This is a genomic window from Streptomyces sp. NPDC001156, assembly GCF_053598275.1.
In genome coordinates this window covers 1-21,236 of sequence record NZ_JBSFJX010000093.1, presented here as the reverse complement: position 1 = coordinate 21,236, position 21,236 = coordinate 1, and the positions used below count along the sequence as shown (strand labels likewise).

At 69.2% G+C, this 21,236-nt stretch carries 19 protein-coding genes and 1 pseudogene; 13 read left to right on the top strand and 7 right to left on the bottom strand.

The annotated features are described in order from the left end of the window. Position 1 precedes the first annotated feature (1 nt). Positions 2–1,294 carry an aromatic ring-hydroxylating dioxygenase subunit alpha gene (locus ACWDA7_RS32140; protein WP_450608711.1) on the bottom strand — a complete coding sequence of 431 codons (1,293 nt, stop codon included), beginning with the start codon at positions 1,292–1,294 and terminating at the stop codon, positions 2–4. 84 nt (positions 1,295–1,378) lie between these two features. Beyond that, the gene (locus ACWDA7_RS32135; RefSeq protein WP_425579132.1) at positions 1,379–1,693 is read right to left on the bottom strand and encodes a 2Fe-2S iron-sulfur cluster-binding protein; all 315 of its coding nucleotides are present in this window, start codon (positions 1,691–1,693) and stop codon (positions 1,379–1,381) included. A 152-nt stretch (positions 1,694–1,845) separates the two neighbouring features. On the opposite strand from ACWDA7_RS32135, the gene ACWDA7_RS32130 reads away from it, so the two are divergent. The 10 genes from ACWDA7_RS32130 to ACWDA7_RS32085 all read left to right on the top strand — a co-directional run bounded on the left by ACWDA7_RS32130 (position 1,846) and on the right by ACWDA7_RS32085 (position 14,172). Then, a complete protein-coding gene (locus ACWDA7_RS32130; RefSeq protein ID WP_450608709.1) occupies positions 1,846–2,610 on the top strand; it encodes a 2,3-bisphosphoglycerate-dependent phosphoglycerate mutase in 765 nt (254 codons plus the stop codon). 99 nt (positions 2,611–2,709) lie between these two features. Then, the gene (locus ACWDA7_RS32125; protein ID WP_450608707.1) at positions 2,710–3,843 is read left to right on the top strand and encodes an ethanolamine ammonia lyase-activating protein; all 1,134 of its coding nucleotides are present in this window, start codon (positions 2,710–2,712) and stop codon (positions 3,841–3,843) included. A gap of 25 nt (positions 3,844–3,868) precedes the next feature. Continuing rightward, the gene (locus ACWDA7_RS32120; protein WP_450608705.1) at positions 3,869–5,461 is read left to right on the top strand and encodes an ethanolamine ammonia-lyase reactivating factor EutA; all 1,593 of its coding nucleotides are present in this window, start codon (positions 3,869–3,871) and stop codon (positions 5,459–5,461) included. 255 nt (positions 5,462–5,716) lie between these two features. Then, the gene (locus ACWDA7_RS32115; RefSeq protein WP_450608703.1) at positions 5,717–6,820 is read left to right on the top strand and encodes an ABC transporter substrate-binding protein; all 1,104 of its coding nucleotides are present in this window, start codon (positions 5,717–5,719) and stop codon (positions 6,818–6,820) included. Between the two features lie 40 nt (positions 6,821–6,860). Beyond that, positions 6,861–7,970 (top strand): ABC transporter substrate-binding protein, encoded by a 1,110-nt coding sequence (locus tag ACWDA7_RS32110; protein ID WP_450608701.1) that lies wholly within the window; start codon positions 6,861–6,863, stop codon positions 7,968–7,970. Between the two features lie 6 nt (positions 7,971–7,976). Further along, positions 7,977–9,782: an ABC transporter permease gene (locus ACWDA7_RS32105; RefSeq protein ID WP_450608699.1), complete on the top strand. Its 1,806-nt coding sequence runs from the start codon at positions 7,977–7,979 to the stop codon at positions 9,780–9,782. 18 nt (positions 9,783–9,800) lie between these two features. Beyond that, positions 9,801–10,925 (top strand): ABC transporter ATP-binding protein, encoded by a 1,125-nt coding sequence (locus ACWDA7_RS32100; RefSeq protein WP_450608697.1) that lies wholly within the window; start codon positions 9,801–9,803, stop codon positions 10,923–10,925. Positions 10,926–10,928: 3 nt separating this feature from the next. Further along, the gene (locus tag ACWDA7_RS32095; protein ID WP_450608695.1) at positions 10,929–12,158 is read left to right on the top strand and encodes an MFS transporter; all 1,230 of its coding nucleotides are present in this window, start codon (positions 10,929–10,931) and stop codon (positions 12,156–12,158) included. A gap of 42 nt (positions 12,159–12,200) precedes the next feature. Then, the gene (locus ACWDA7_RS32090; protein WP_450608694.1) at positions 12,201–13,268 is read left to right on the top strand and encodes a cupin domain-containing protein; all 1,068 of its coding nucleotides are present in this window, start codon (positions 12,201–12,203) and stop codon (positions 13,266–13,268) included. 16 nt (positions 13,269–13,284) lie between these two features. Beyond that, entirely contained in the window at positions 13,285–14,172 is an 888-nt protein-coding gene (locus ACWDA7_RS32085; protein ID WP_450608692.1) for an AAA family ATPase, read from the top strand. Between the two features lie 71 nt (positions 14,173–14,243). Here the strand turns inward: ACWDA7_RS32085 and ACWDA7_RS32080 are convergent, their stop codons facing one another. Both ACWDA7_RS32080 and ACWDA7_RS32075 read right to left on the bottom strand, forming a co-directional pair. Next, positions 14,244–15,254 carry a cupin domain-containing protein gene (locus ACWDA7_RS32080; RefSeq protein WP_450608691.1) on the bottom strand — a complete coding sequence of 337 codons (1,011 nt, stop codon included), beginning with the start codon at positions 15,252–15,254 and terminating at the stop codon, positions 14,244–14,246. A gap of 118 nt (positions 15,255–15,372) precedes the next feature. Further along, the gene (locus tag ACWDA7_RS32075) at positions 15,373–16,161 is read right to left on the bottom strand and encodes a FadR/GntR family transcriptional regulator (protein WP_450608689.1); all 789 of its coding nucleotides are present in this window, start codon (positions 16,159–16,161) and stop codon (positions 15,373–15,375) included. Between the two features lie 111 nt (positions 16,162–16,272). Here ACWDA7_RS32075 and ACWDA7_RS32070 point away from each other — a divergent pair, with 111 nt between their 5' ends. Both ACWDA7_RS32070 and ACWDA7_RS32065 read left to right on the top strand, forming a co-directional pair. After that, positions 16,273–17,025, top strand: a complete 753-nt coding sequence (locus tag ACWDA7_RS32070) for a class II aldolase/adducin family protein (protein ID WP_450608687.1) — start codon at positions 16,273–16,275, stop codon at positions 17,023–17,025. A 63-nt stretch (positions 17,026–17,088) separates the two neighbouring features. After that, the gene (locus tag ACWDA7_RS32065; protein WP_450608685.1) at positions 17,089–18,186 is read left to right on the top strand and encodes an ornithine cyclodeaminase family protein; all 1,098 of its coding nucleotides are present in this window, start codon (positions 17,089–17,091) and stop codon (positions 18,184–18,186) included. Here ACWDA7_RS32065 and ACWDA7_RS32060 read toward each other — a convergent pair. After that, positions 18,183–18,347: a hypothetical protein gene (locus ACWDA7_RS32060; protein ID WP_450608683.1), complete on the bottom strand. Its 165-nt coding sequence runs from the start codon at positions 18,345–18,347 to the stop codon at positions 18,183–18,185. The genes ACWDA7_RS32065 and ACWDA7_RS32060 overlap by 4 nt on opposite strands. A 227-nt stretch (positions 18,348–18,574) precedes the next feature. Next, positions 18,575–18,950 (bottom strand): annotated as a pseudogene (locus tag ACWDA7_RS32055) (carboxymuconolactone decarboxylase family protein); the annotation flags it as partial. Positions 18,951–19,052: 102 nt separating this feature from the next. Between ACWDA7_RS32055 and pdxR the strand changes: the two are divergent. Then, entirely contained in the window at positions 19,053–20,495 is a 1,443-nt protein-coding gene (gene pdxR, locus ACWDA7_RS32050; protein ID WP_450608681.1) for a MocR-like pyridoxine biosynthesis transcription factor PdxR, read from the top strand. A gap of 3 nt (positions 20,496–20,498) precedes the next feature. On the opposite strand, the gene ACWDA7_RS32045 is transcribed toward pdxR, so the two are convergent. Then, the coding region (locus ACWDA7_RS32045; RefSeq protein ID WP_450608679.1) for a zinc ribbon domain-containing protein at positions 20,499–21,236 on the bottom strand (738 nt) is incomplete at its 5' end.

Below are 21,236 nucleotides of genomic sequence, written 5' to 3'. Positions count from 1 at the left end.
GTCACACCGAGGTCTGAGCGACGCCGGGGGTCACCTTCACCGCGTCACGGCAGGAGTCCAGGAACGACTCGGCCTGCGGCAGTACCACCGCCGCCGACCGCACCCGTTGGTGCGCCGGATCCACACCGGGCGGCGTGACGCCCTCGTCCCGCAGTGCGATGGCGGCCTTCCGCAGCTTCTGCCGGGCCTTGATGATCCCGCTGTCGGCGGGGACGAGCCGCTCCTTGGAGCGGTCGACGATGGGCCCCATGCTCTCCTGGAGGGAGGCGTCCTGCATGGCGATGCCCGCCACGCCGGAATAGGTCTCGCCGCGCTTCTGCGCCTCGCGGTCGATCCGATAGTCGTTGTCCATGTTGGCCATGGGCCGGTACGTACCGGGGATGTTCTTGCTGTGGACGCCGTGGCCGTCGATCATGGCCTGCCGCTCGGTCTCGGTGAGGGCCCGCACGGGGTGGTAGTCGAAGGAGTACGTCCAGCAGTTCTCGTCGTCGATCGGCACCCAGAAGTGGCCGTGCACCGGGTGGTCACCACGCGGCGGGACCATCGTGAAGGCGGGCATGACCCAGGGCGTGATCCGCCAGTAGTACTGCCCCTCCTCGGCGTTGCGCCGGGCGCCCACGAACAGTCCGCCGTCGCTGTCGGCGACCTCGAAGAAGGGTTTGGTGTCGTTCAGGTTGTACTCGTTGCCCTTCGCGCCCTTGAACAGCGGGTCGGTCTTCAGGCCGCCGGAGTGCAGGAAGGTGACGTGGCTGGAGTCGATGCCGCCTTCGAAGGCCTGGAGCCAGTTGCACTGCTGCCAGCGCTTGGAGGTGTAGGTCTGCTCGGCCGGGACGTGGACCCACTCGAACTCCGGGAGCGGGGGCCGGGTGGCCGCGTCTCCCATGTGGGTCCACAGCACGTCGCCTATCTTCACCAGGGGGTACGACGTCAACTGGACGTTCTGGCAGAAGCTGCTGTTGTCGGCCTCCGAGGGGACCTCGATGCACTGGCCGGTCACGTCGTACTTCCAGCCGTGGTACGGGCAGCGCAGCCCGGATCCCTCGTTGCGGCCGAACCACAGGGAGGCGCCGCGGTGGGCGCAAAACTCGTCGATGAGGCCGTAGCGCCCTTCGCTGTCGCGGAAGGCCACCATGCGTTCGGACAGAAGCTTGACGCGTACCGGCGGGCAGTCGTCCTCCGGGAGTTCCTCCGCGAGCAGCGCGGGGATCCAGTACTGGCGGAACAGTTCGCCCATCGGCGTCCCGGGTCCGGTCTGGGTGAGCAGCTCGTTGATGTCTTTTCTGAGCACGGCCATATCCCTTTCAGGTACTGACCCGCCGGCGGGTCGTGGACATCGGTGCTGAGCTCGGTGTGGAACGATGCGTCGGCCGCCCGGCGCTCACGGCTGTTCCGGGGGGATGTCGACGGTGATCCCGTCGAGTTCCCGGGTGAGACGGATCTGGCACGACAGACGGCTGGTCTCCCGGCGCTCGGCCACGGCCAGGTCGAGCAGGTCGTCCTCCATGTCGCCCGGCGGTCCGACCAGCGGCGCGAACTCCTCGCGCACCCACACATGGCAGGTGGCGCAGGACTGGTTGCCGCCGCATTCGGCGACGATCCCGGGGACACCGTTCTTCACCGCGGCCGCCATGACCGAGTCCCCGACCGTCGCATCGACGGTGTACTCGGGACCGTCGCTGCCGACGAAGATCACCTTGGGCAAGGTCCCTGTTTCCTCTCGCGATCGGCGGAATCCACTGCGAACGGGCATGCCGTTGGGGCCGCACTCCGTTCGGTGGTCTGTCCATTAGACCAGAATGCTGAAAGAGGGAACAAGAGACGGGACGAGGGATCACAATCAGCGGCATGGGAACACTGATCCTGCTTCGCCACGGCGAGAGCGCATGGAACGCCAGGCAGCTGTTCACCGGCTGGACCGATGTCGGCCTGACCTCACACGGAGAACAACAGGCCGCGCGGTGTGGTGAGTTGCTGCGCGAGGCGGGTCTCGCGCCCGACGCGGTGCACAGCTCGGTCCTGACCCGGGCGGTGCGAACCGCCGACCTGGTCGCAGGGAGCGCCGGCGCCCACGGGGCGCGGATGACCGCCCACTGGCGGCTCAACGAACGCCACTACGGAGCCTTGCAGGGCCGGGAGAAGGGCGACGTTCTCAAGGAGTTCGGCGAGGAGCGCTTCCGGCTCTGGCGCCGCTCCTACGACGCCGCCCCGCCGCCGGTCGCCGAAGGCGCCCAGGGCGACGTCTCGGACGACCCGCGCTACGCGGACGTACCCCGTTCCCTTCTGCCGCGCACGGAGTCGCTCGCCGACGTCACGGCCCGGCTGCTGCCGTACTGGCACCAGGCCGTCGTACCGGATCTGCGCGCGGGCCGCACCACGTTGCTCGTCGCGCACAGCAACTCGCTGCGAGCCCTTGTCGCCCACCTGGACCGGATGAGCCGCGAGGAGGTGCCAAGCCTGAACATCCCCACCGCCATGCCCCTGCGGTACGACCTCGGCGAGGACTTGAAACCGCTCGTCCGGGGCGGCCGCTACCTGGAACCCGCGGCCGCCGCGACGGCGGCCGCGGAAGTGGCCGCAGAGGGATTCCGATCATCGCGCACGACTCGTTGACGCCCTCCAGTGATGGACTTATGGTTCTACCAATCCACACCCCCAATGTCTCTGTCAGCGCACGTCATGTCGCAAGAGCCGACCAGGAAGGGCCGCCGAATGGCCAAGGATGCGCTCGTCAACGACTCCCTGGCGGCGAAGTTCGCCACGGAGAAGGAATCCCCCTACACCCGCTGGGTCGCCGCCGAAGGGCTCGACATCATCGCGGCCCACTACATCCCCGATCTGCGTACCGTCGAGCTGAAGCCGTGGGAACGACGCGGCGGCCGCGGCGTCTTCATCAACCACGAGGCCACCCGCACCTCCAACGACTGCTACGTCTGCGAGATCCCCGCCGGCGGTTCACTCGCTCCGCAGCGGCAGCTGTTCGAGGAGATGATCCTGGTCCTCGACGGCCAGGGATCGACGAAGGTCTGGAACGACTCCGGCGCCGAGGTGACCTTCGAGTGGCAGGCCGGATCGATCTTCGCCATTCCGCTCAACGCCCATCACCAGCACTTCAACGGGTCCGGCCGCAAGGCGGCGCGCTTCGTCTCCTCGACGAACCTGCCTCCCGTCATCAACCTCTACGGCGACCCGGACTTCGTCTTCGACACCCCGAGGGACTTCCCGGACCGCTTCGACGGCGAGCCCGACTACTTCTCCCCCAGGGGCGAGCAGAAGGGCCTGCTGCTCGACACGAACTTCGTCGCGGACGCGGTCAACCTTCCACTGATCGAGGCGAAGGAGCGGGGCGCCGGTGGTGGACACATCCGCTTCGCGATGGCCAAGGGGTCGATGAACAGCCATATCTCACAGTTCCCGACCGCGACGTACAAGAAGGGGCACCGGCACGGACCCGGCGCCCATGTCATCATCCTGTCCGGCGAGGGCTACAGCCTCATGTGGCCGGAGGGCGAGGAGCCCCGCCGCTACGAGTGGGGGCCGGGCGCGTTGATCGTCCCGCCGAACATGTGGTTCCACCAGCACTTCAACACCGGTACTGAGCCGAGCCGTTATCTGGCCTTCAAGCACGAGGTCGTGTCCGTACGCAACGCGCAGGGCGTGCCGAAGGCCTGGATCAGCCGGCGCATCGGCGGCGACCAGATCGACTATGCCGACGAGTCGTCGTATGTGCGTGAGACGTTCCGGGAGGCCCTGGCCAAGCACGGGATGGAGCCCAGGATGGACGCCGTCTACGAAGCGGAGCTCGCCACGCTCCCGCCGAGCCCGGAGCAGTCCGCCACCGTCTGACACAGGAAGTTGAGGAGCGGGAACCGTGCGGCACGCCGAAGACCACAACCATGACGACGGGGTGCGCACGGTTCATTCGGCGTACCTCCCCGACCACGACCATGTGCACGACGACGTGGCCGGGGGCCTCGAGGACAACCCGATCTGGCAGCAGGACAACGTCACCCTGCACAGCGTGGGCATCGACATCGGGTCCTCCGGCGCCCAGGTCGTCTTCTCCCGCCTGCATCTGCGGCGCATCGGCGAGGATCTGACGAGCCGGTACCTCGTGGTGCGGCGGGAGACCCTCCACCGCTCCCCGGTGGAACTCACGCCCTACGCGAGCGACGAGTACATCGACGCCGAGGCCCTCGGCGCGATCATCGACGTGGCGTACAAGGAGGCAGCCGTCGATCCGGCCGACGTCGACACCGGTGTCGTGATCCTCACCGGCGAGGCGTTGCGCCGGCGCAACGCGGAGGCGATCGCCGCCGTCCTCGCCGAGCGCGGGGGTGAGCTGGTCAACGCGAGCGCGGGCCACCATATGGAGGCCATGCTGGCCGCCTACGGATCGGGAGCCGCGAAGGCGTCGTACGACACCGGGCGGCGCATCCTCAACGTCGACATCGGAGGCGGGACCACCAAGCTCGCCGTGCTGGACCGGGGGCGGGTCGTCGCCACCGCCGCCGTGCACATCGGTGGCAGACTCCAGGTGGTCGACGCCGCCGGACGTATCGTCCGGCTCGATCCGGCCGGCCGTGTGCACGCCGAGCGGGCCGGGTTCGCGGACTGGACGCGCGGTGACACCGTCCGGGGCGAGGAACTGAACCGGGTGGCCGAGGCGATGGCGGACACGCTGGTCGAGGCCCTCACCGCGGCGGCGCCCAGCGAACGCGTCCGGGCCCTTTTCCTCACCGAGCCGCTGTCCGAACTCGCCCCGGTCGACGGGGTGATGTTCTCGGGCGGGGTCGCCGAGTACGTCTACGACAGGGAGCGTAGGGACTTTGGAGACCTTGGTCGCCGCCTGGGACGCGCGCTGCGCCGGCGGCTGGACGACGGTGCGCTGCCGTATCCCTTGCTTCCGCCGGGCGAGTGCATCCGCGCGACGGCGGTGGGCGCATCGGAGTACAGCGTCCAGCTCAGCGGCAACACCGGCTTCATCTCCGACCCCGACGCATTGCTGCCGCGCCGCAACCTGCAGGTGCTCAAACCGGCGTACGAGCTCGGCGAGAGGGTCGACAGCGATGCGGTCGAGTCGGCGGTCCGCCGGCATCTGGTCGCCCTGGACGTCGCCCAGACGGGTGCGGACATCGCCCTCGCCCTGACCTGGAGCGGGCCGCCGAGCTACGACCGACTGCTGCCCTTCGCACGCGGCATCCGGGACGCGCTCGCCGAACGGTGCGCGCAGGGAAGGCCGTTGTACGTCGTGCTCGACGGCGATGTCGCACTCACGCTCGGCCGGCTGTTGCGGGACGAGCTGGACGTCACCGCCGATCTGCTCGTGATCGACGGGCTGAGCCTGCGGGACTTCGACTACGTCGATATCGGACGGGTGCGCTTCCCGTCCCTCACGGTGCCGGTCACGATCAAGTCGCTCGTCTTCCGACAAAATCCCGGCCGACCTCCCGCCTCCCCATGACCCGAAGCCCAGGGGCGTGGAACCCCTCGCCCGCGGGCCGTAACAATAAAGTAAAGCTCTTGTCCGATGGTTAGACCATAAGACCGACCTTGCAGTTTTATGCAGGGACCCGGCACTCGGACGGACGCGAACCGCAGCCGCACGCCGCCGCGCCGACGACTCACCACCCGCCGTCGGCGCGACCGCACCGCTCCCCCACACTCTGTGCCCTTCCCGTCCGCCCTCGAGCCATCCGCCTCGTCCAAGGAGTGTGCGATGCGTCAAGGCGCTCTTCCCGTCGGCCTTCTGGTCGGCGGCCTCCTCCTCACCGGCTGCGGCGCCTCCCCGACGACGGGAACCGCCGGCTCCGCCCCCGACAAGAACCCCTACGCCGCGTACGAGTCCCTCACCGGCAAGGAGCGCACGGACAAGCTCCTCGCCGACGCCAAGAGCGAGGGCGGCGTACTGGACCTGTACACCTCCAACACCGACATCCAGGACCTCGTCGACGGGTTCCAGAAGGCGTACCCCGGAATCAAGGTCCACGCCTTCCGTGCCAACTCCGAGACGGTGCTGCAGCGTGCACTGCAGGAGAACCAGGCGAACAAGCCACAGAACGACGTCATGGACACCAACGACCTCGAACTGCGTGCCCTGGACGGCCAGCACCTGCTCCACGCCTACGAGGGACCCGCCGAAGCTGGTCTGAAGGACGCCGCGAAGAACCTCGGCGGATGGACGGCCGAACGGTTCAACGCCTTCGTCGTCGGCTGGAACACCGACCAGGTCACGGCGGGCCAGGAACCGAAGGACTTCGCCGACTTCGCCGACCCGAAGTGGAAGGGCAAGCTCTCCGTCGAGGTCGGCGACTGGGACTGGTACGCGTCGATGCACACGTATCTGACCGAGGAGAAGGGCATGAGCCCCTCCGCCGTGGACGCCCTGTTCAAGAAGATCGCCGCCAACGTCAAGGTCGTCAAGGGCCACACTGTGCAGGGTGAATTGCTCAGCGCCGGCCAGTTCGCCGTGGCCCTCTCGGTCTACAGCCACACCGTCGACAAGGCGGCCAAGAAGGGCGCGCCCGTGGCCTGGCGGCCCGCCGTCGAGCCGGTGATCCTCCGCCCCAACGGCGTGGCGCTCATGGCCCGTCCACGTCACCCGGCCGCGGCCCTGTTGTGGACCGACTGGGTGCTCACCGAGGGTCAGAAGATCATCGCCGAGTCGCTGCGGATCCCGGCGGCCAAGCGCGTGCCCGGCTACAAGGACCCGATCCCGGCCGGCACCACCACCTACAGCCTCTCGAAGACCGCCGAGACCGACACCAAGAAATGGAACACCGCCTACGACGCGCTGCTGCGCGGCGTCCCCACGGCGGGCTGACCGCACTCCCCCTTCACGCCCTTCTTCAGGAGAGCACCGCATGAGGACCCGTAACACCACCGTCGCCCTGGCCGGACTACTGGTCGCGGCCGCCACCACCGGATGCGGCAGCGCCGTCACCACGGCGTCCAACGCCAAGGCGGACGGCACCTACGCGCAGATCGCCGCCCTCCCCAAGGACCAACAGGTCGCCAAAGCCAAGGAGCTCGCCCAGAAGGAGGGCAGAACTCTCTCCCTCTACACCTCGATGACCGCGGACATCGCGACCCCGATCGCGCAGGCCTTCGAGAAGCAGTACGGCATCCACGTCAGCGTCTTCCGCGGCAACTCCGAGACGGTACTGCAGCGGGCGCTGCAGGAGGCGCAGGCCGGCAAGGCAGGCGCGGACACGGTGGAGACCAACTTCCTGGAGATGACGGCCCTGTCCGACAACAACCTCCTGGCGGACTTCAACGGCTCCTCACTCGACAAGGTCGAGTCGGCCGGCAAGTTCGCGCACTGGACGGCGAGCCGGCTGAACGTCTTCCAGCCCGCGTGGAACACCGATCTGATCAAGCCCGCCGACGAGCCGCACAGCTGGGAGGACCTCGCCCTGCCCAAGTACAAGGGCAAGCTGACCCTCGAGGTCAGCGACAGCGACTGGTTCGAGAACGTCACCAAGTACTGGCTGGACCAAGGCAAGTCGCAGGCCGAGGTGGACAAGCTCTGGAAGGCCATCGTCGCCAACTCCAAGGTGTCCAAGGGTCACACAACAATGATGCAGTTCCTCTCCGCCGGCCAGTCGCCGATGGAGGCGATGAACTACACCTACATCACGGACCGCGCGGCCGAGAAGGGCGCCCCCGTCGCCCACCTGCCGCAGGGCGGGGTGTCGAAGATACCCGCCTTCGCCCGGCCCAACGGCGTCGGCATGATCAAGAACGCACAGCATCCTGCCGGCGCCTGGCTCTTCTACAACTGGCTGCTGACGGACGGGCAGAAGGAACTCGTCAAGCTCGGGCTCACGCCGTCGACGAAGGTCCCCGGGGACAAGAGCCTCACCGGCCTCACCCTCGTCCCCTTCGACGTCAAGGGCCTCAGCAAGGACGACGGCTCCTGGGACAAGAAGTATGACGCGCTGCTGCGCGGCGCCGCCACGACGGGGAGCTGACCACCGATGACCCTCGCACCCACGTCCACGACCGCCCGGGACGACGGCCCCGAAGCCCGTCCCGGACGCACACCACAGCCCGCGGAGGACCGCAGGGCGCACCGGCTACTGCGCCTGCTGCGGCGCCCGCTGTCCCTGCAGGGCCTGCTGGTCGGCGGCGCCGTCGTCGTGGTCGGATACCTGGCGATCGTGCCCCTGGGCTACCTGGTCCACGACACCTTCCTCAGCGCCGACGGCAGCGGCCTCTCCTTCAACGCGTTCGCACGTGCCTACGGCGGCAATTCGCAGTCCGGCGAGATGATGCTGAACTCGCTGTGGTTCGCCCTCGGTTCGGCCGCCCTCGCGCTCGTCCTCGGCACGGCCCTGGCGTATGTGCAAGTACGGACGGACACCCCGTTCAAGGGGCTGTTCTTCGCGGCGTCGCTCGTGCCGCTCATCGTGCCGGGCATCCTGTACGCCACCTCGTGGATCTTCCTCGGTGATCCCTCGAGCGGGCTTCTCAACTCACTCGTCTTCAAGCCCCTGTTCGGCTCCTCCCCGATCAACATCTACAGCGTCTGGGGCATGATCTGGGTGCAGGGGCTGCACCTCGCTCCGGTGGCGTTCCTGCTGATGGTGGCCGCCTTCCGGGCGATGGATCCCTCGCTGGAGGAATCCGCCGCCATGTCGGGGGCGAACCGCCTCACGGTTCTGCGCCGGGTCACGGTTCCGCTGCTGCGGCCCGCCATGATCTCCGCGGCACTGCTGATGTTCGTGCAGTCCCTGGAAAGCTTCGAGGTGCCCGGACTGCTCGGACTGCAGAACGGCATCTATGTGTTCACCAGCCGGATCTACTTCGTCCTGCGGGCCTACCCCATCGACTACGGAGCCGCCGGCGCCTACGCCATCGGACTGCTGGTCATCGCGGCGGTCGGCGTGCTGGTCTCCAGCTGGCTCCAGCGCTCCTCGCGCAACTTCCAGACGGTGACGGGCAAGGCGTTCCGGCCGCGTCCTGTCGAGCTGGGCCGGGCGCGGCCGTTCGTGGGCGCCGGAGTGATCCTCTACTTCCTGCTCACGGTGGTCCTGCCGGTCGCCGTCCTCGTGTACGCCTCGCTGCTGAAGTACTACGCCGCACCGACCCGCAAGACCCTCAGCCAGATGAGCTTCGCCAACTACCGTGCCGTCTTCGACATGCCGCTGGCGTTCACGGCGCTGAAGAACTCGCTCATCGTGGGCGTGGGCGCCGCGACGGCGGTGATGATCCTCACCGCGATCGTCTCCTGGGTGGTCCTGCGCACCAGGGCCCCGGGCCGACGGCTGCTCGACCTGCTGGCCTTCACCCCCATCGTGATCCCCGGGCTCGTTCTCGGCCTCGCGCTGTCGTTCGTCTATCTGCGGATGTCGCTGCCGATCTACGGCACGCTGCTCATCCTGCTGGTGTCGTACTGCACGCGTTACCTGCCGTACGGCATGCGCTACTCCTCGTCCGCTATGGCGCAGATGTCACCCGAGCTCGAGGAGTCGGCGGCGGTCTCCGGCGCCTCGTGGTTCCAGACCTTCCGCCGTGTGCTGCTGCCGCTGATGAGCGGCGGCATCCTGGCCGGCTGGGTCTACATCCTCGTCGTGTCCTTCCGTGAGCTGTCCAGCACGATCCTCCTGTACAGCCCCGGCAAAGAGGTGCTGTCGGTCCTGATCTGGGAGCAGTTCGAGAACGGCCAGTTCACCACCCTGGCCGCCCTGGGCGTCTGCATGGTCGTCCTCCTCGTCGTCCTCGTCTCCATTGCCTACCGCCTGGGTGCCCGTTTCGGGCTGCAGAGCGACTCCGCGAACTGATCGAAGGGACCTTCAGCGATGTTGACGGTCGAATCCCTCAAGAAGAGTTACGACGACACCTCCGGGCGGCGATCCGACGCGGGCACGCGTGTGTTCGCCGTCGGCGGGGTCGACTTCGAGGTGCACGACGGTGAGTTGTTCACGCTGCTCGGCCCCTCCGGCTGCGGAAAGACCACCACCCTGCGCTCCGTCGCGGGCCTGGAACGCCCGACGGAGGGCCGGGTGACACTGGGCGGACGCGTGCTGTTCGACTCCAAGCACGGTGTCAACATGCGCGCCAACCAGCGCGGACTCGGCATGGTCTTCCAGTCGTACGCCATCTGGCCGCACATGTCGGTCTTCAAGAACGTGTCGTTCCCGCTGGAGGTGATGCCCCGCGCCAAGCGCCCCGGCCGCAAGGAGATCGAGGACCGCGTCGGCCAGGTCCTCGAGGTCACCGAGCTCGGCGCCTACGCGGCCCGGGCCGCCACCAAACTCTCCGGCGGCCAGCAGCAGCGACTGGCCCTGGCCCGCGCCCTGGTGACCCGGCCGGAGCTGATGCTGCTGGACGAACCGCTGTCCAATCTGGACGCCAAGCTGCGCGAGACGATGCGTTTCGAACTCAAGCGTCTTCAGCGGGAGCTGAATCTCACCGCAATCTACGTCACCCACGACCAGTCCGAGGCGCTGGTGATGTCGAACCGCATCGCGGTGATGAACCAGGGCCGTATCGAGCAGATCGGCAAGCCCCGCGAGATCTACACCAAGCCGGCCACGCGGTTCGTGGCCGAGTTCATCGGCACCTCCAACTTCATCGAGGCGAAGGTCGTCTCGGTCTCGGGCGGCGAAGTGCAGGTGGACGCGCAACAGGGCCGCCTCGTGGCCCACGGGGTGGAGGCGCCGCCCGCGGTCGGTGACACAGTGCTCATCTCGATCCGCCCCGAGTGCGTCGATCTGTCCCGTGAGCGGCGGGGCGATGTGCCCAATGAGTGGTCGGGTACGGTCCTCACCCGCGCCTTCATGGGCGACGTCGTGGACCACATCGTGGGTGTGGGCGATCTGGAGGTCCGCAACCGTTCCAATCCCAACCTGTCGATCCCGCCGGGCACCGAAGTGCACTTCTCGGTCGCCCCGGACAAGGTGACCCTCGTCCCGGTCGACTGACCGATGGCGATACCCGAAGTACTGCGCAACCGGGACTTCGACCTCTACTGGGGCGGCGTCGTCCTCTCCCAGATCGGGACCAGGGGAGCCGTCGCCGCCAACCTCTACCAGGTCTACCAGCTCACCAGCTCGACCGCGCAGGTGGGACTCGTCGGTCTCGCCCAGGCCGTGGCCCTGCTGGTGCTGTCGCCGGTCGGCGGGATCTACGCCGACCGGCTGGACCGCCGACACCTGCTCCAGGTCACTCAGGGCGTCGCACTGCTGGTGTCGGCGGCCCTCGCCGCGATCACCCTGGCGGGCGCCGCCACGGTGTGGTCGGTCGTGGTCTCGTCGCTGCTGGCGACGGCGGCCGCGACGTTCGACCAGCCCGCGCGGCAGGCGCTGATCCCGGCGATGGTGCCGCGCGAACGTCTCGTCGAGGCGTTCGCACTGCTCAACCCGTCGCGCGAACTGGCCATTTTGGTAGGCCCCGCGTTCGCGGGTGTGCTGATCGCCGTCGGCGGCCCAGGGGCGGTGTACGTCTTCGACGCCGTCACCTACGCCGCGCTCGTCGTCGTCCTCGCCCTGCTGCGGGTGCCTCCCCTGGCGGGCGGCGGCGAGCGGCGGTCCCTGCTGGGGAGCCTGCGGGAGAGCGTGCGCTACGTGGCGGAGCGGCCCGTGGTCTGGCAGTTGATGGGCCTGGACATGACCGCCACAGTGTTCGGTGCCTACCGGGTGCTGCTGCCCGCCTTCGCCGCGGACGTCCTGCATGTCGGCGCCACCGGCTACGGACTGCTGTCCGCGGCCCCCTCGGCAGGCGCGCTGATCGGCTCGGTATGGGTGTTCCGGCTGGTGCGCACGGCACGCGCCGGCCGGATCGTGCTCTGGGGCACGGCGGCGTACGGCCTGGCCGTGGTGGGCCTGGCCCAGTCGCGCACCTTCCCGGTGGCGATCGTCATGGCCCTCGCCCTGGGGGCGGCGGACGCGGTCGCGACCACCGTCCGCCATGCCGCGGTCCAGGTGGAGACACCCGACGAGCTGCGCGGCCGGGTCTCCGCCATCTACCAGATGTGTTCGCGCGGCGGCCCGGCGATCGGCGATTCGGTGATGGGCCTGGCCGCCGGCGCGCTCGGCCCGGTTCTGGCACTGACCCTCGGCGGTCTGGTCCCTGCCGCCGTGTCGGGCGCGAGTGCGGCCCGCAGCCGCACGGTACGCGAGTACAGCGTGCCCACGGCCCAGCCGGCCACCTCCTGATCCTCCGACTCCGTGTGTATTTCGTTCTGTTGGGAGACACGCTTGAGTACGCACACCACGACCGAGGTCACTCACTACCACGTACAGAAGCGCCGACGAGCCGCCTTCATCGAGGAGTGGCGGAAGAACCAGCGCACCGTCGTCGCCCTCGAGGACGTCGAGATGCACCCCACCGAGCGGGGCAGCCGCGTGGGCGTCTACGTCGGAGCCGACGGTGACCGGCCCACCCGCACGATGGACGCTTTGGCCCATGAACTGGACCCAGGGACCGTGACGACGCTGCACCGGCACTCATGGGACGCCATGGTGTTCGTGGTGGCCGGCCGGGGCTGGACCGAGATCGACGGCAAGCGCATCGACTGGGGGCCGGGCGACTCGCTGCACCTGCCTGCCTGGTCCTGGCACCGCAGCGGCAACGAGGGCGAGACCACAACGCGCTACCTCACCTTCTCCAGCGCGCCGCTGCTGGAGACGATGGGCATGGCCGTCCTCGAGGACGCGGGCCACACCCCCGTGTCCGAACTGCCGCCGCGCCCGCCGTTCTCGCCGGGTCGTGACGGTGCCGACCCCTATGCGACGCGGCTGCGGCGACTCGCCCGCGACCAGGAGGCGCGCCGCTCGGGCCGGCTGCACACCAGCTGGGACGAGTTGGAGCTGCGCAACACCCCGCGCGGCACCCGCACCACGTTCCTGCTGGACCGCGCCATCGGCTACCAGGCCTCCGGCATCACGATGGCGATGTTCGAGATCGCTCCGGGCCGGGCCCAGTCGATGCACCGGCATCCCGGCGAGGCGTGGCTGTACGTCGTCGAGGGCAGCGGCGAGAGCTATCTGGGAACCGAGCCGGAAGGCGGCGAACGGCACCCCTGGAAGAAGGGCGACATCATCGTCGTCGACCACTTCCTGTGGCACCAGCACGTCAACTCCGCAACGGACCGCACCGCCAAGGTGGTGCGCATCCATATGTTCGACAGTCTGCTGGAGACGATGCGCGCCCTGTGCGATCCGCTGGTGCTGTTCGAGGAGCCGCCCGAGCACATCCGGGACGCGCAGGCCGGTGACCCCACGACCGTCCAGTGGCCGGCGCTCACGCGCCCCACCTGGCCGTGAACGGGGGCCGCAAGCGGTGAGCACTGCATTGCCGCACGGCGTCGCCGGGATCCATGCGCTGCCCGCCGACCACCATGACGGACCGTGGGACTCGGTGATGATCGACCCACGGGTCAAGGAGAGGCTGCTCGCGACCGCCGTCCTCGTGCTCAGGCACGGGCGGCGGCTCGCGGGTTCGCCCGTGGCACCCCACGGTCTGGTCGTGCTGGCCGGACCGCCCGGCACCGGCAAGACGACGCTGGCCCAGGGGCTCGCGCAAGCCGCCGCCCGCACGCTGGCCCCGCACGGTGCGACGACACTCGTCGAGGTCGACCCCCACGCCTTCCCCAGCGAGATGCTGGGCGAGAGCCAGCGCGCCGTCTCACGGCTGTTCCACGAGACGCTCCCGGAGCTGGCCGCACGCCGGCCCCACACCCTGGTCCTCGTCGACGAGGTCGAGGCGCTCGCGGTACGGCGCCACGCTGCGTCCTTCGACACCAACCCGGTCGACGTCCACCGGGCCACCGACGCCGTGCTCAGTGGTCTGGACTCGTTGCGGGCGCAGCGCCCCGGCACCCTGCTCGTCGTCACGACGAACTTCGCCGAGGCCGTCGACGAGGCGTTCCTCTCCCGCGCCGACCTCGTCGTGCACACCGAACTGCCCGACGATTCGGTGGTCCCGCTGATCGTGGCCGACTCACTGCGCGGTCTGGCGGCGCAGTGGCCCGAACTGGCCACGCTGGCCGAGGACACGGCCGTGCACCAGCGGGTGGGCAAGCTTCTGACCGGTCTGGACGGGCGCCGGATCCGCAAGACCGTGCACGGGGCGCTCGCGCTGCGCCTGGAGACGGCCCGGGAGCCGGCCCTGTTGAGCGTCGACGACCTCGTCGCCGCCGCGGAGGAGGCCGCGACGGCGCACCCGTGACAGGCATGTGCAAGGAATGACTTCGGCCCCACACTCAGTGGCACGGTGTGGGGCCGAAGTGTTCCGGTCGGTCAGGCGTTCTGCCCGGCCTGGTACTCGGGAGCGTCCTCCATGAAGTGCACCGTGTCGTACCCGAGGTGCTTGAAGACGCGGTTCTGCGCCGACAGCAGCCGCAGCGGCGTGCCGTCGTAGGAGAAGAGCTGGCACACGTGGTTCTGCGGCACGTACAGCGTGTCGCCCTTGGTGATCTCGTGCCGGGTCGGCTCCAGGGCGACCCGCGCGTAGTACTTCTCGGCGATCTCCGCCTCGACCTCCCATTGGAGGGCGTAACCGCTGCCGTCGAGCACGTAGTACACCTCGTCGGCCATCTTCCAGTACTTGCCCGAGCGGCTGCCGGCGGGGATGTCGAGCTCGAAGGCGTCGATGGAGAAGATGCGGGCGTCCGTGCGTTCCGGCGAGGACATCACCCGGACGCGGCCGAGCGGGGTGTTCTCCCAGGTGGTGTCGGCCAGGGAGATGACCTTCTTACGATCCGTGACGCCGGGTGTCCAGATCCGGGACCAGTCCTCACGGGGCCCGAACTCGGCCTCGCGCTCGACCGGGCCGCTGCGGCCCTGCTGCCACAGGCCCATGAACATCCAGGTGCTCTTGGCCTTCACCACCAGGGCGGTGGCCGTCTCGTCGTAGGGGTTGAAGTGGCGGTGCACCGAGTCGGTGTGGACGAAGACGAGGTCGTCCTTGGTCCAGTCGTAGCGCTGGTCGTCGTGGATCTCGTAGCCCCGGCCCTGGAGGATGTAGAAGGCCGCCTCGTTCTGGTGTCCGTGCCCGTGATTGCTTGACTCGGGCGGCAGTTCGACGAAGTGGACCTGGATCGTCTGGGTGAGGAAGTCCGCGTCCCCGGGTCCGACCCTCCACCACGTCCGGGACTTCTCGCTGTCGCCCGAGTGCGCCACCTTCGCGTCGTCGACGACCACGGAGTCGTCGCGGACCCGCTGGACGGCGAGCTGCCTGCGGCGGTACTCACCGAGCCCGTACGTCTCCGAGGTCAGGCCGCGGACGAAGACTCGTCCCTTCTTGCCCATGGTGCCTCCTGTGATGGCCGAAGCCTTCCAATCGCCTTATGGTCTAACCATAATGCCTTCTCGGGGAGCACAAAAGAGCCCCGAGCCCAACCGGACCCGGGGCATGGCAACTTCGGGATCACCTGCGCCGGCCGTCGCCCTTCACCCTGGACGCTGTCCGCTGCAGGTGCGTACGCATGATCTCCGTCGCGGCCCCGGCATCACGCGCCGCGATCGCCTCGACGAACTTGCGGTGCTCCTTCGATCCGCGGTGCCCCATCTGCGGCTCGATACTCTGCGCCTCACGCAGACTCATCAACAGCGGGCCGTGGAAGGACTGGACGAGCATCTCGATCGCGCCGTTGTGCGTGCAGGCGGCGACACGGGTATGGAAGTCCGCCGACATCTCCATGTCGTACGTGTCCTGCTTGACGGCCTCCGCATGCTCGTCGCACAGGGCGCGGAGCGCGTCGAGGTCCTCTTCCGTGGCGCGCTCGACGATGAGGGGCACGATGCCGAGCTCGAAGACGAGGCGGGCCTCGGTGACCTCGGCGGCGGTCAGCGGCGACAGCGACAGCAGGTCGGCGAGCCCCTCACCCACCCGCCGCGACGACGGCGCCGTCACGAACGCGCCGCCTCGGGCACCGAGCCGGATCTCGACGAGCCCGCTGGCCTCCAGGCTGCGCAGCGCCTCACGCACGGTCACACGGCTCACCCCGAACTGCGTGCACAGCTCGCGCTCACTGGGCAGCCGGTCACCGGGCTGCAGGCGCTCCTCCTTCAGGAGCATCCGAATCTGGTCGACGATCAGCTGCGAGACACGGCTCGAGGAGACCGTCTTGAACAGCCCCTCGGCCGGGGCGGCCGCCTTGACGGGGTTCTCGGCTTCGGTCTCAGCACGCTGAGCCTGGCTGGGTCGCGATGGCATGTGCGCATTGTCCCATGACCAGGAGCTTTATTGACGCCCTTCGACGCAATGGCTTAAAGTCATACCAACAGGCCAATGGAGTGGACACATCCAAGGGGTGGGCGAATCCAGGTGGAGTCCTACGAAGCCCTTCGTGAACGCGTCGCCGTCGCCTGCCGCGTACTCGCCGTCACCGGCCTCGTCGAACACATCCTGGGCCACGTGAGCGCCCGGACCAGCCCGAACACCCTCCTGATCCGCGGACGCGGACCCGCTGAGCGCGGGCTCGCCTTCACGGTCGTCGACGACGTGCAGGAGGTCGGCCTCGACGGCACAGGCTCGGCACCCTCTGGGTGGAAGGCGCCGAGCGAACTGCCCATCCACACCGAGATCCTGCGGTCACGGCCGGAGGTCACTGCCGTGGTGCACGCCCATCCGCCCGCCGTGGTCGCCGCGTCCGTGGCTGACCTGCCCTGGCTTCCGCTCGTAGGTTCGTACGACATACCGGCGGCCCGGCTCGCCCACGACGGCATCCCCGTCTGGCCCCGCTCGGCCCTGATCCGCCGGCGCGACCTGGCCGAGAAAATGGCGGACTGCCTCGGGGACCGTCCTGTGGTCGTACTGCGGGGGCACGGACTCGTGGCCGTCGGCACCGGCGACCCCACCCATGCCGTCGCGGAAGCGGTCACCCGGGCCCTGGCGGTGGACTCCCTGGCGCGCATGACCCTGGCCGTGGCCGCCACCGCCGCGCCCCTGCGCCCGATTCCCGACGAGGACATCGAGGAACTGCCCGACCTCGGACCGGCGTTCAACGTGGCGGCGATGTGGCGCCACCTTGCGGCCCGCGCGGAGTACGAAGGCCCGAGCGCACCCCTGCGCCCCTGAACGGCCCGCGTGACCAGCCCGGCCCGGGCCCGCCCACTCCCCCGCACGGCCGAACGGAGGATCATGCTCGTCCTGAACAACGAGGTCACGGCCGCCGTGCTCACGATGCCCGACGTGGTACGCGCTCTCGAGGAGTCGTACCGGGACCTGGCCGCCGGCATCGGCGTGTGCCGGCCGCGCATCGACCTGTCCCTGCCCGTGGACGACGAGCGCGTCTACCAGTGGGGGACGATGGAAGGCGGCTCGGCGCGCAGCGGCTATGCGGCCATCCGGATGAAGTCGGACGTGCTCATGGAAGCCGGTCCCCCGGGTGGTCGCACCCAAGAGAAGTACTGCGTGCGCCCCGGGATGTTCTGCGGTCTGGTGCTCCTGCTGGACACCCGCACCGGCGAGCCCGTCGCGCTGCTCAACGACGGGCTGCTGCAGCACCTGCGCGTGGGTGCCGACTCGGCCATCGGCGTGCGTCTCGGCGCCCGCGAGGACGCCCGCGTGCTGGGCCTGCTCGGATCCGGCGGCATGGCGCGCAGCCACATCGAGGCCTTCCTCACCGTCCGCCCTCTGGAGCGGGTCCAGGTCTACAGCCCCACCCGGTCCCACCGCGAGCGCTTCGCCGCACAGATGCGGGAGTTGCACGGCGTGGAGGTGGTGGCGGTCGATGATCCCGAGACCGCCCATCACGGCGCCGACCTCGTGGCCGGCTGCACCGACGCGGTCGGCGACGTCGTCCTGGGCCGCGACCTGCGCCCGGGCACGCACGTCACCTGCATCGGCGGACGCCCAGATGCCCACGCTCGACAGCGCTTCGACGTGTGGCTGCGGCTCGGCAGTGCCAGCGTGCCCTCGTCGGCGCCCGACTGGGCCACCGACGACGAATACGTGACCTATCGGGCCAGCCCGGAAGCCGCCGTCTGGGACCGCCACCAGCACGGCAGAGGATCGCGCCGGCCCCCCAGCGGGACACGAGTGGTCCGACTCGACGCCGTGCTGGCAGGGCGCGCCCGCGCGCGGGACGACGACCGGCAGGTGACGTTCTCCGAGCGCGGCAACATCCAGGGCGCCCAGTTCCACGCCCTCGCGGCGATCGTCTACGAGCGCGCCCGTGAGCGCGGCCTGGGCCACGAGATCCCCCGTGAGTGGCTGTTGCAGGACATCCGGGACTAAGTAGGAAGGCCCCACCGGCCATCGCCCTTCTCGCCGAGCACCACATCACCACCACCCCCGGCCGCCGCGGCGGGGAGGTCTACGACGCCGACGCCTACGTCGGCGACGAAGCCGCCCTGGACGCCGCAGAGCAACAGGTGGTAACCGGAAACGGCTACCACCTCTACCTCCTCAGCCTCCAACCCGACATCCCCCTCCAGATCACCCTCCGTATCTGGGACACCCCCGCCGCCCACCCGCCCAAGGCCACACCCGCGTCAGCATCGAATCCGAAACCGGCATCCTCGTCATCGGCCAACTCGACAGCGGACCCTCCGCCGAGATCACCCTGCCCCGCACCGGCGTCTACGAAGGCCACGCCTGGTAGACCAACCGCCAAGCAGCCGCCGACTACGATCGCGGAGATGAGGTGGGCGAGCTCGATCTCGTCGAACTCCGCGACGGCCGTTGCGTACACCGCGTCCGGGACGAATCCGTCCGCCACCAGGGTGATCGCCTCGGTCAGCTCGATTGCAGCGATCTCCCTCGCCGTGTAGAAGTGCCTCGTCTCCGTCCATGCGCCAAGCTGCATGATGCGCTCTACCGACTCTCCGGCCGCCACCGCGTCCTTGCTGTGCATGTGGAGGCAGAACGCGCAGTGGTTGATCTGGACCGCGCGGATCTTGACCAGGCGCAGCACCGTCGCGTCGACGCCCCGATGCAAGGCCCCGTCGAGACGGAGCACGGATTTGAAGGCCTCAGGGGGCGAGCTTCGCCCAGTCCATACACACCGTGTGCTCCGGGAGACGCGCGGCGCTCTCGCGCTGAGTTCACCGTCCTGCCCGCAAGGCTGCGTCGCCGGTGGTACGGGAGTAGGGTGCATCTATGTGAACGATTCGCGGACCAATTCCGCAATCGGCCCGCCCACCGCGTTCGGCACCGACCTTCATCTGGAGCTGCACGGACCCGGGCTGCGTGCAGGGCTCACGGACGCCCTGAGGGAGGCCGTGCGCACGGGACGTCTGGCGCCCGGCAGCCGGCTGCCGGCCTCCCGCTCCCTCGCCGCGGATCTCGGCCTCTCCCGCAACACCGTGGTCGAGTCCTACGCCGAGCTGGTCGCCGAGGGCTGGCTCACCGCCCAGCAGGGCTCCGGCACCCGGGTGGCCACCCGGGTCGAGACGCACAGGGCGGCCGCACCCAACGCTCCCCGCGCGAGGCCGGACGAGCCCCGCCCCCGGTACGGCCTGTGGACGGGTGCACCGGACCTCGCGAACTTTCCCCGCACGCAGTGGCTCACCGCGGCCCGCCGCGCTCTGACCGCCGCGCCGTACGACGCCTTTGGCTACGGCGACGCCCGCGGCCGCGTCGAGCTGCGCACCGCACTCGCGGGCTACCTGACGCGAACCCGCGGGGTGTATGCCGAGCCAGAGCGGATCATCATCTGTTCCGGTTTCCACCACGGCCTGGCGCTGATGGCGCAGGCGCTCAGGGTGCGGCGGGTGCGGGCGGTGGCCGTCGAGGCCTACGGCCTCGACGTGTTTCGCGACCTGCTGGCGAACGCCGGTCTGCACACCCCGTCCCTCTACGTCGACGACCATGGCACACGCATCGAGGACCTCGCGCGACTGTGCGACGTGGGCGCGGTGCTGATGACCCCGGCGCACCAGTACCCGACGGGGGTCGCGCTCTGCCCGGACCGGCGCACGGCGGCCGTCGAGTGGGCGCGTGCCACGGGCGGCCTGATCCTGGAGGACGACTATGACGGGGAGTTCCGGTACGACCGTCAGCCCGTGGGGGCCCTGCAAGGCCTCGATCCGGAGCGAGTGGTGTACTTCGGTTCCGTGAGCAAGTCCCTGGCGCCGGGGGTACGGCTTGGATGGATGGTGCTGCCGGAGGAACTCATCCCGGAGATCGTGAGGGCCAAAGGGCACGGCGACTACATGACGAGCGCCCTGGAGCAGCTGACGCTTGCGGAATTCATCGCCTCGGGTGCGTACGACCGTCATGTGCGCTCAATGCGGCTGCGCTACCGGCGTCGCCGCGATCAGCTGGTCGAGGTCCTGCGCCAGAGGGCTCCCGGCATTCGTGTGGCCGGCATGGCGGCAGGACTGCAGACGGTCCTCGAACTCCCGCGTGGAACCGAGAGCTCGGTGGTCCAGGACGCGGCCCGGCAAGGTCTGGCGATCAAGGGGTTGACGCAGTTCCGCTACGAAGTGGCGGACTGCGGATGGCAGTTGCCCGAACGGGACGCCGTGGTGGTCAACTACGCGGCGCCCTCGGACAGCGCGTGGGCAGGCACACTGGACGCACTGTGCAGAGTGATGCCCTAAGAGTCATCCCGTGATGGGATGCCGGCCGACCAGTTCCTGTTCGGGTGCGCCGCCTGTGGGCGGTGCGTTCCCTACTGGGGCGACTGTTCCGACGTGGGCCTTGTGCCGCATGCGCGCGGGTCGGGTCTCATTCGGGGTGGGCCGGTACCGGTCGGTGGTGTTTTGCCGAGCAGAGGCCCGCGGCCCCGGAAGTCCGGGGGTGTGGGCTGCCGCGTGGGTGCGGCCCCTGCGGGGGCGGGCACCGCGCTGCGGTTGACTCGACAGGGCTTCTTGCAGCCCTTGTGCGAACACTATCTGTGTCATGCGGGCCTGGACGGTGTCCAGGCCCGCTGTGCTGGGGTCGTCAGGATTGGTGAGCCGGACGTGCGCGGCGAGGGCTGCGGAGACCATGTCGCGGTCAGCGACGAGGCCGCAGGAGACGCATCGGTGGACTCGGTCGGCGAGCGTCTTCGTCACCTGTGCACCGCACAGGCACGTCTGCGACAGTTTCGTGGTGAAGGTCGATGCGCGCAGCAGGCGGCCGCCGGCCTTCTCACACTCGCGGCTGATGGCGGTGATGAGCCGGCCGGGTGTGGTGGCCTGCAAGGCTTTGCCCCATAGCCGGTACCAGGTGCGAATGTCGCAGTCTTCGACCGTGAGGTTGGCACCGTGGTTACCCACGATGCGTTCTGCGATGCGTCGGGTGCGGTGGTCTTTCGCCGCCGCCGCGGTAGCCGCGGCTTCGGCGAGCTTGGCCCGGCC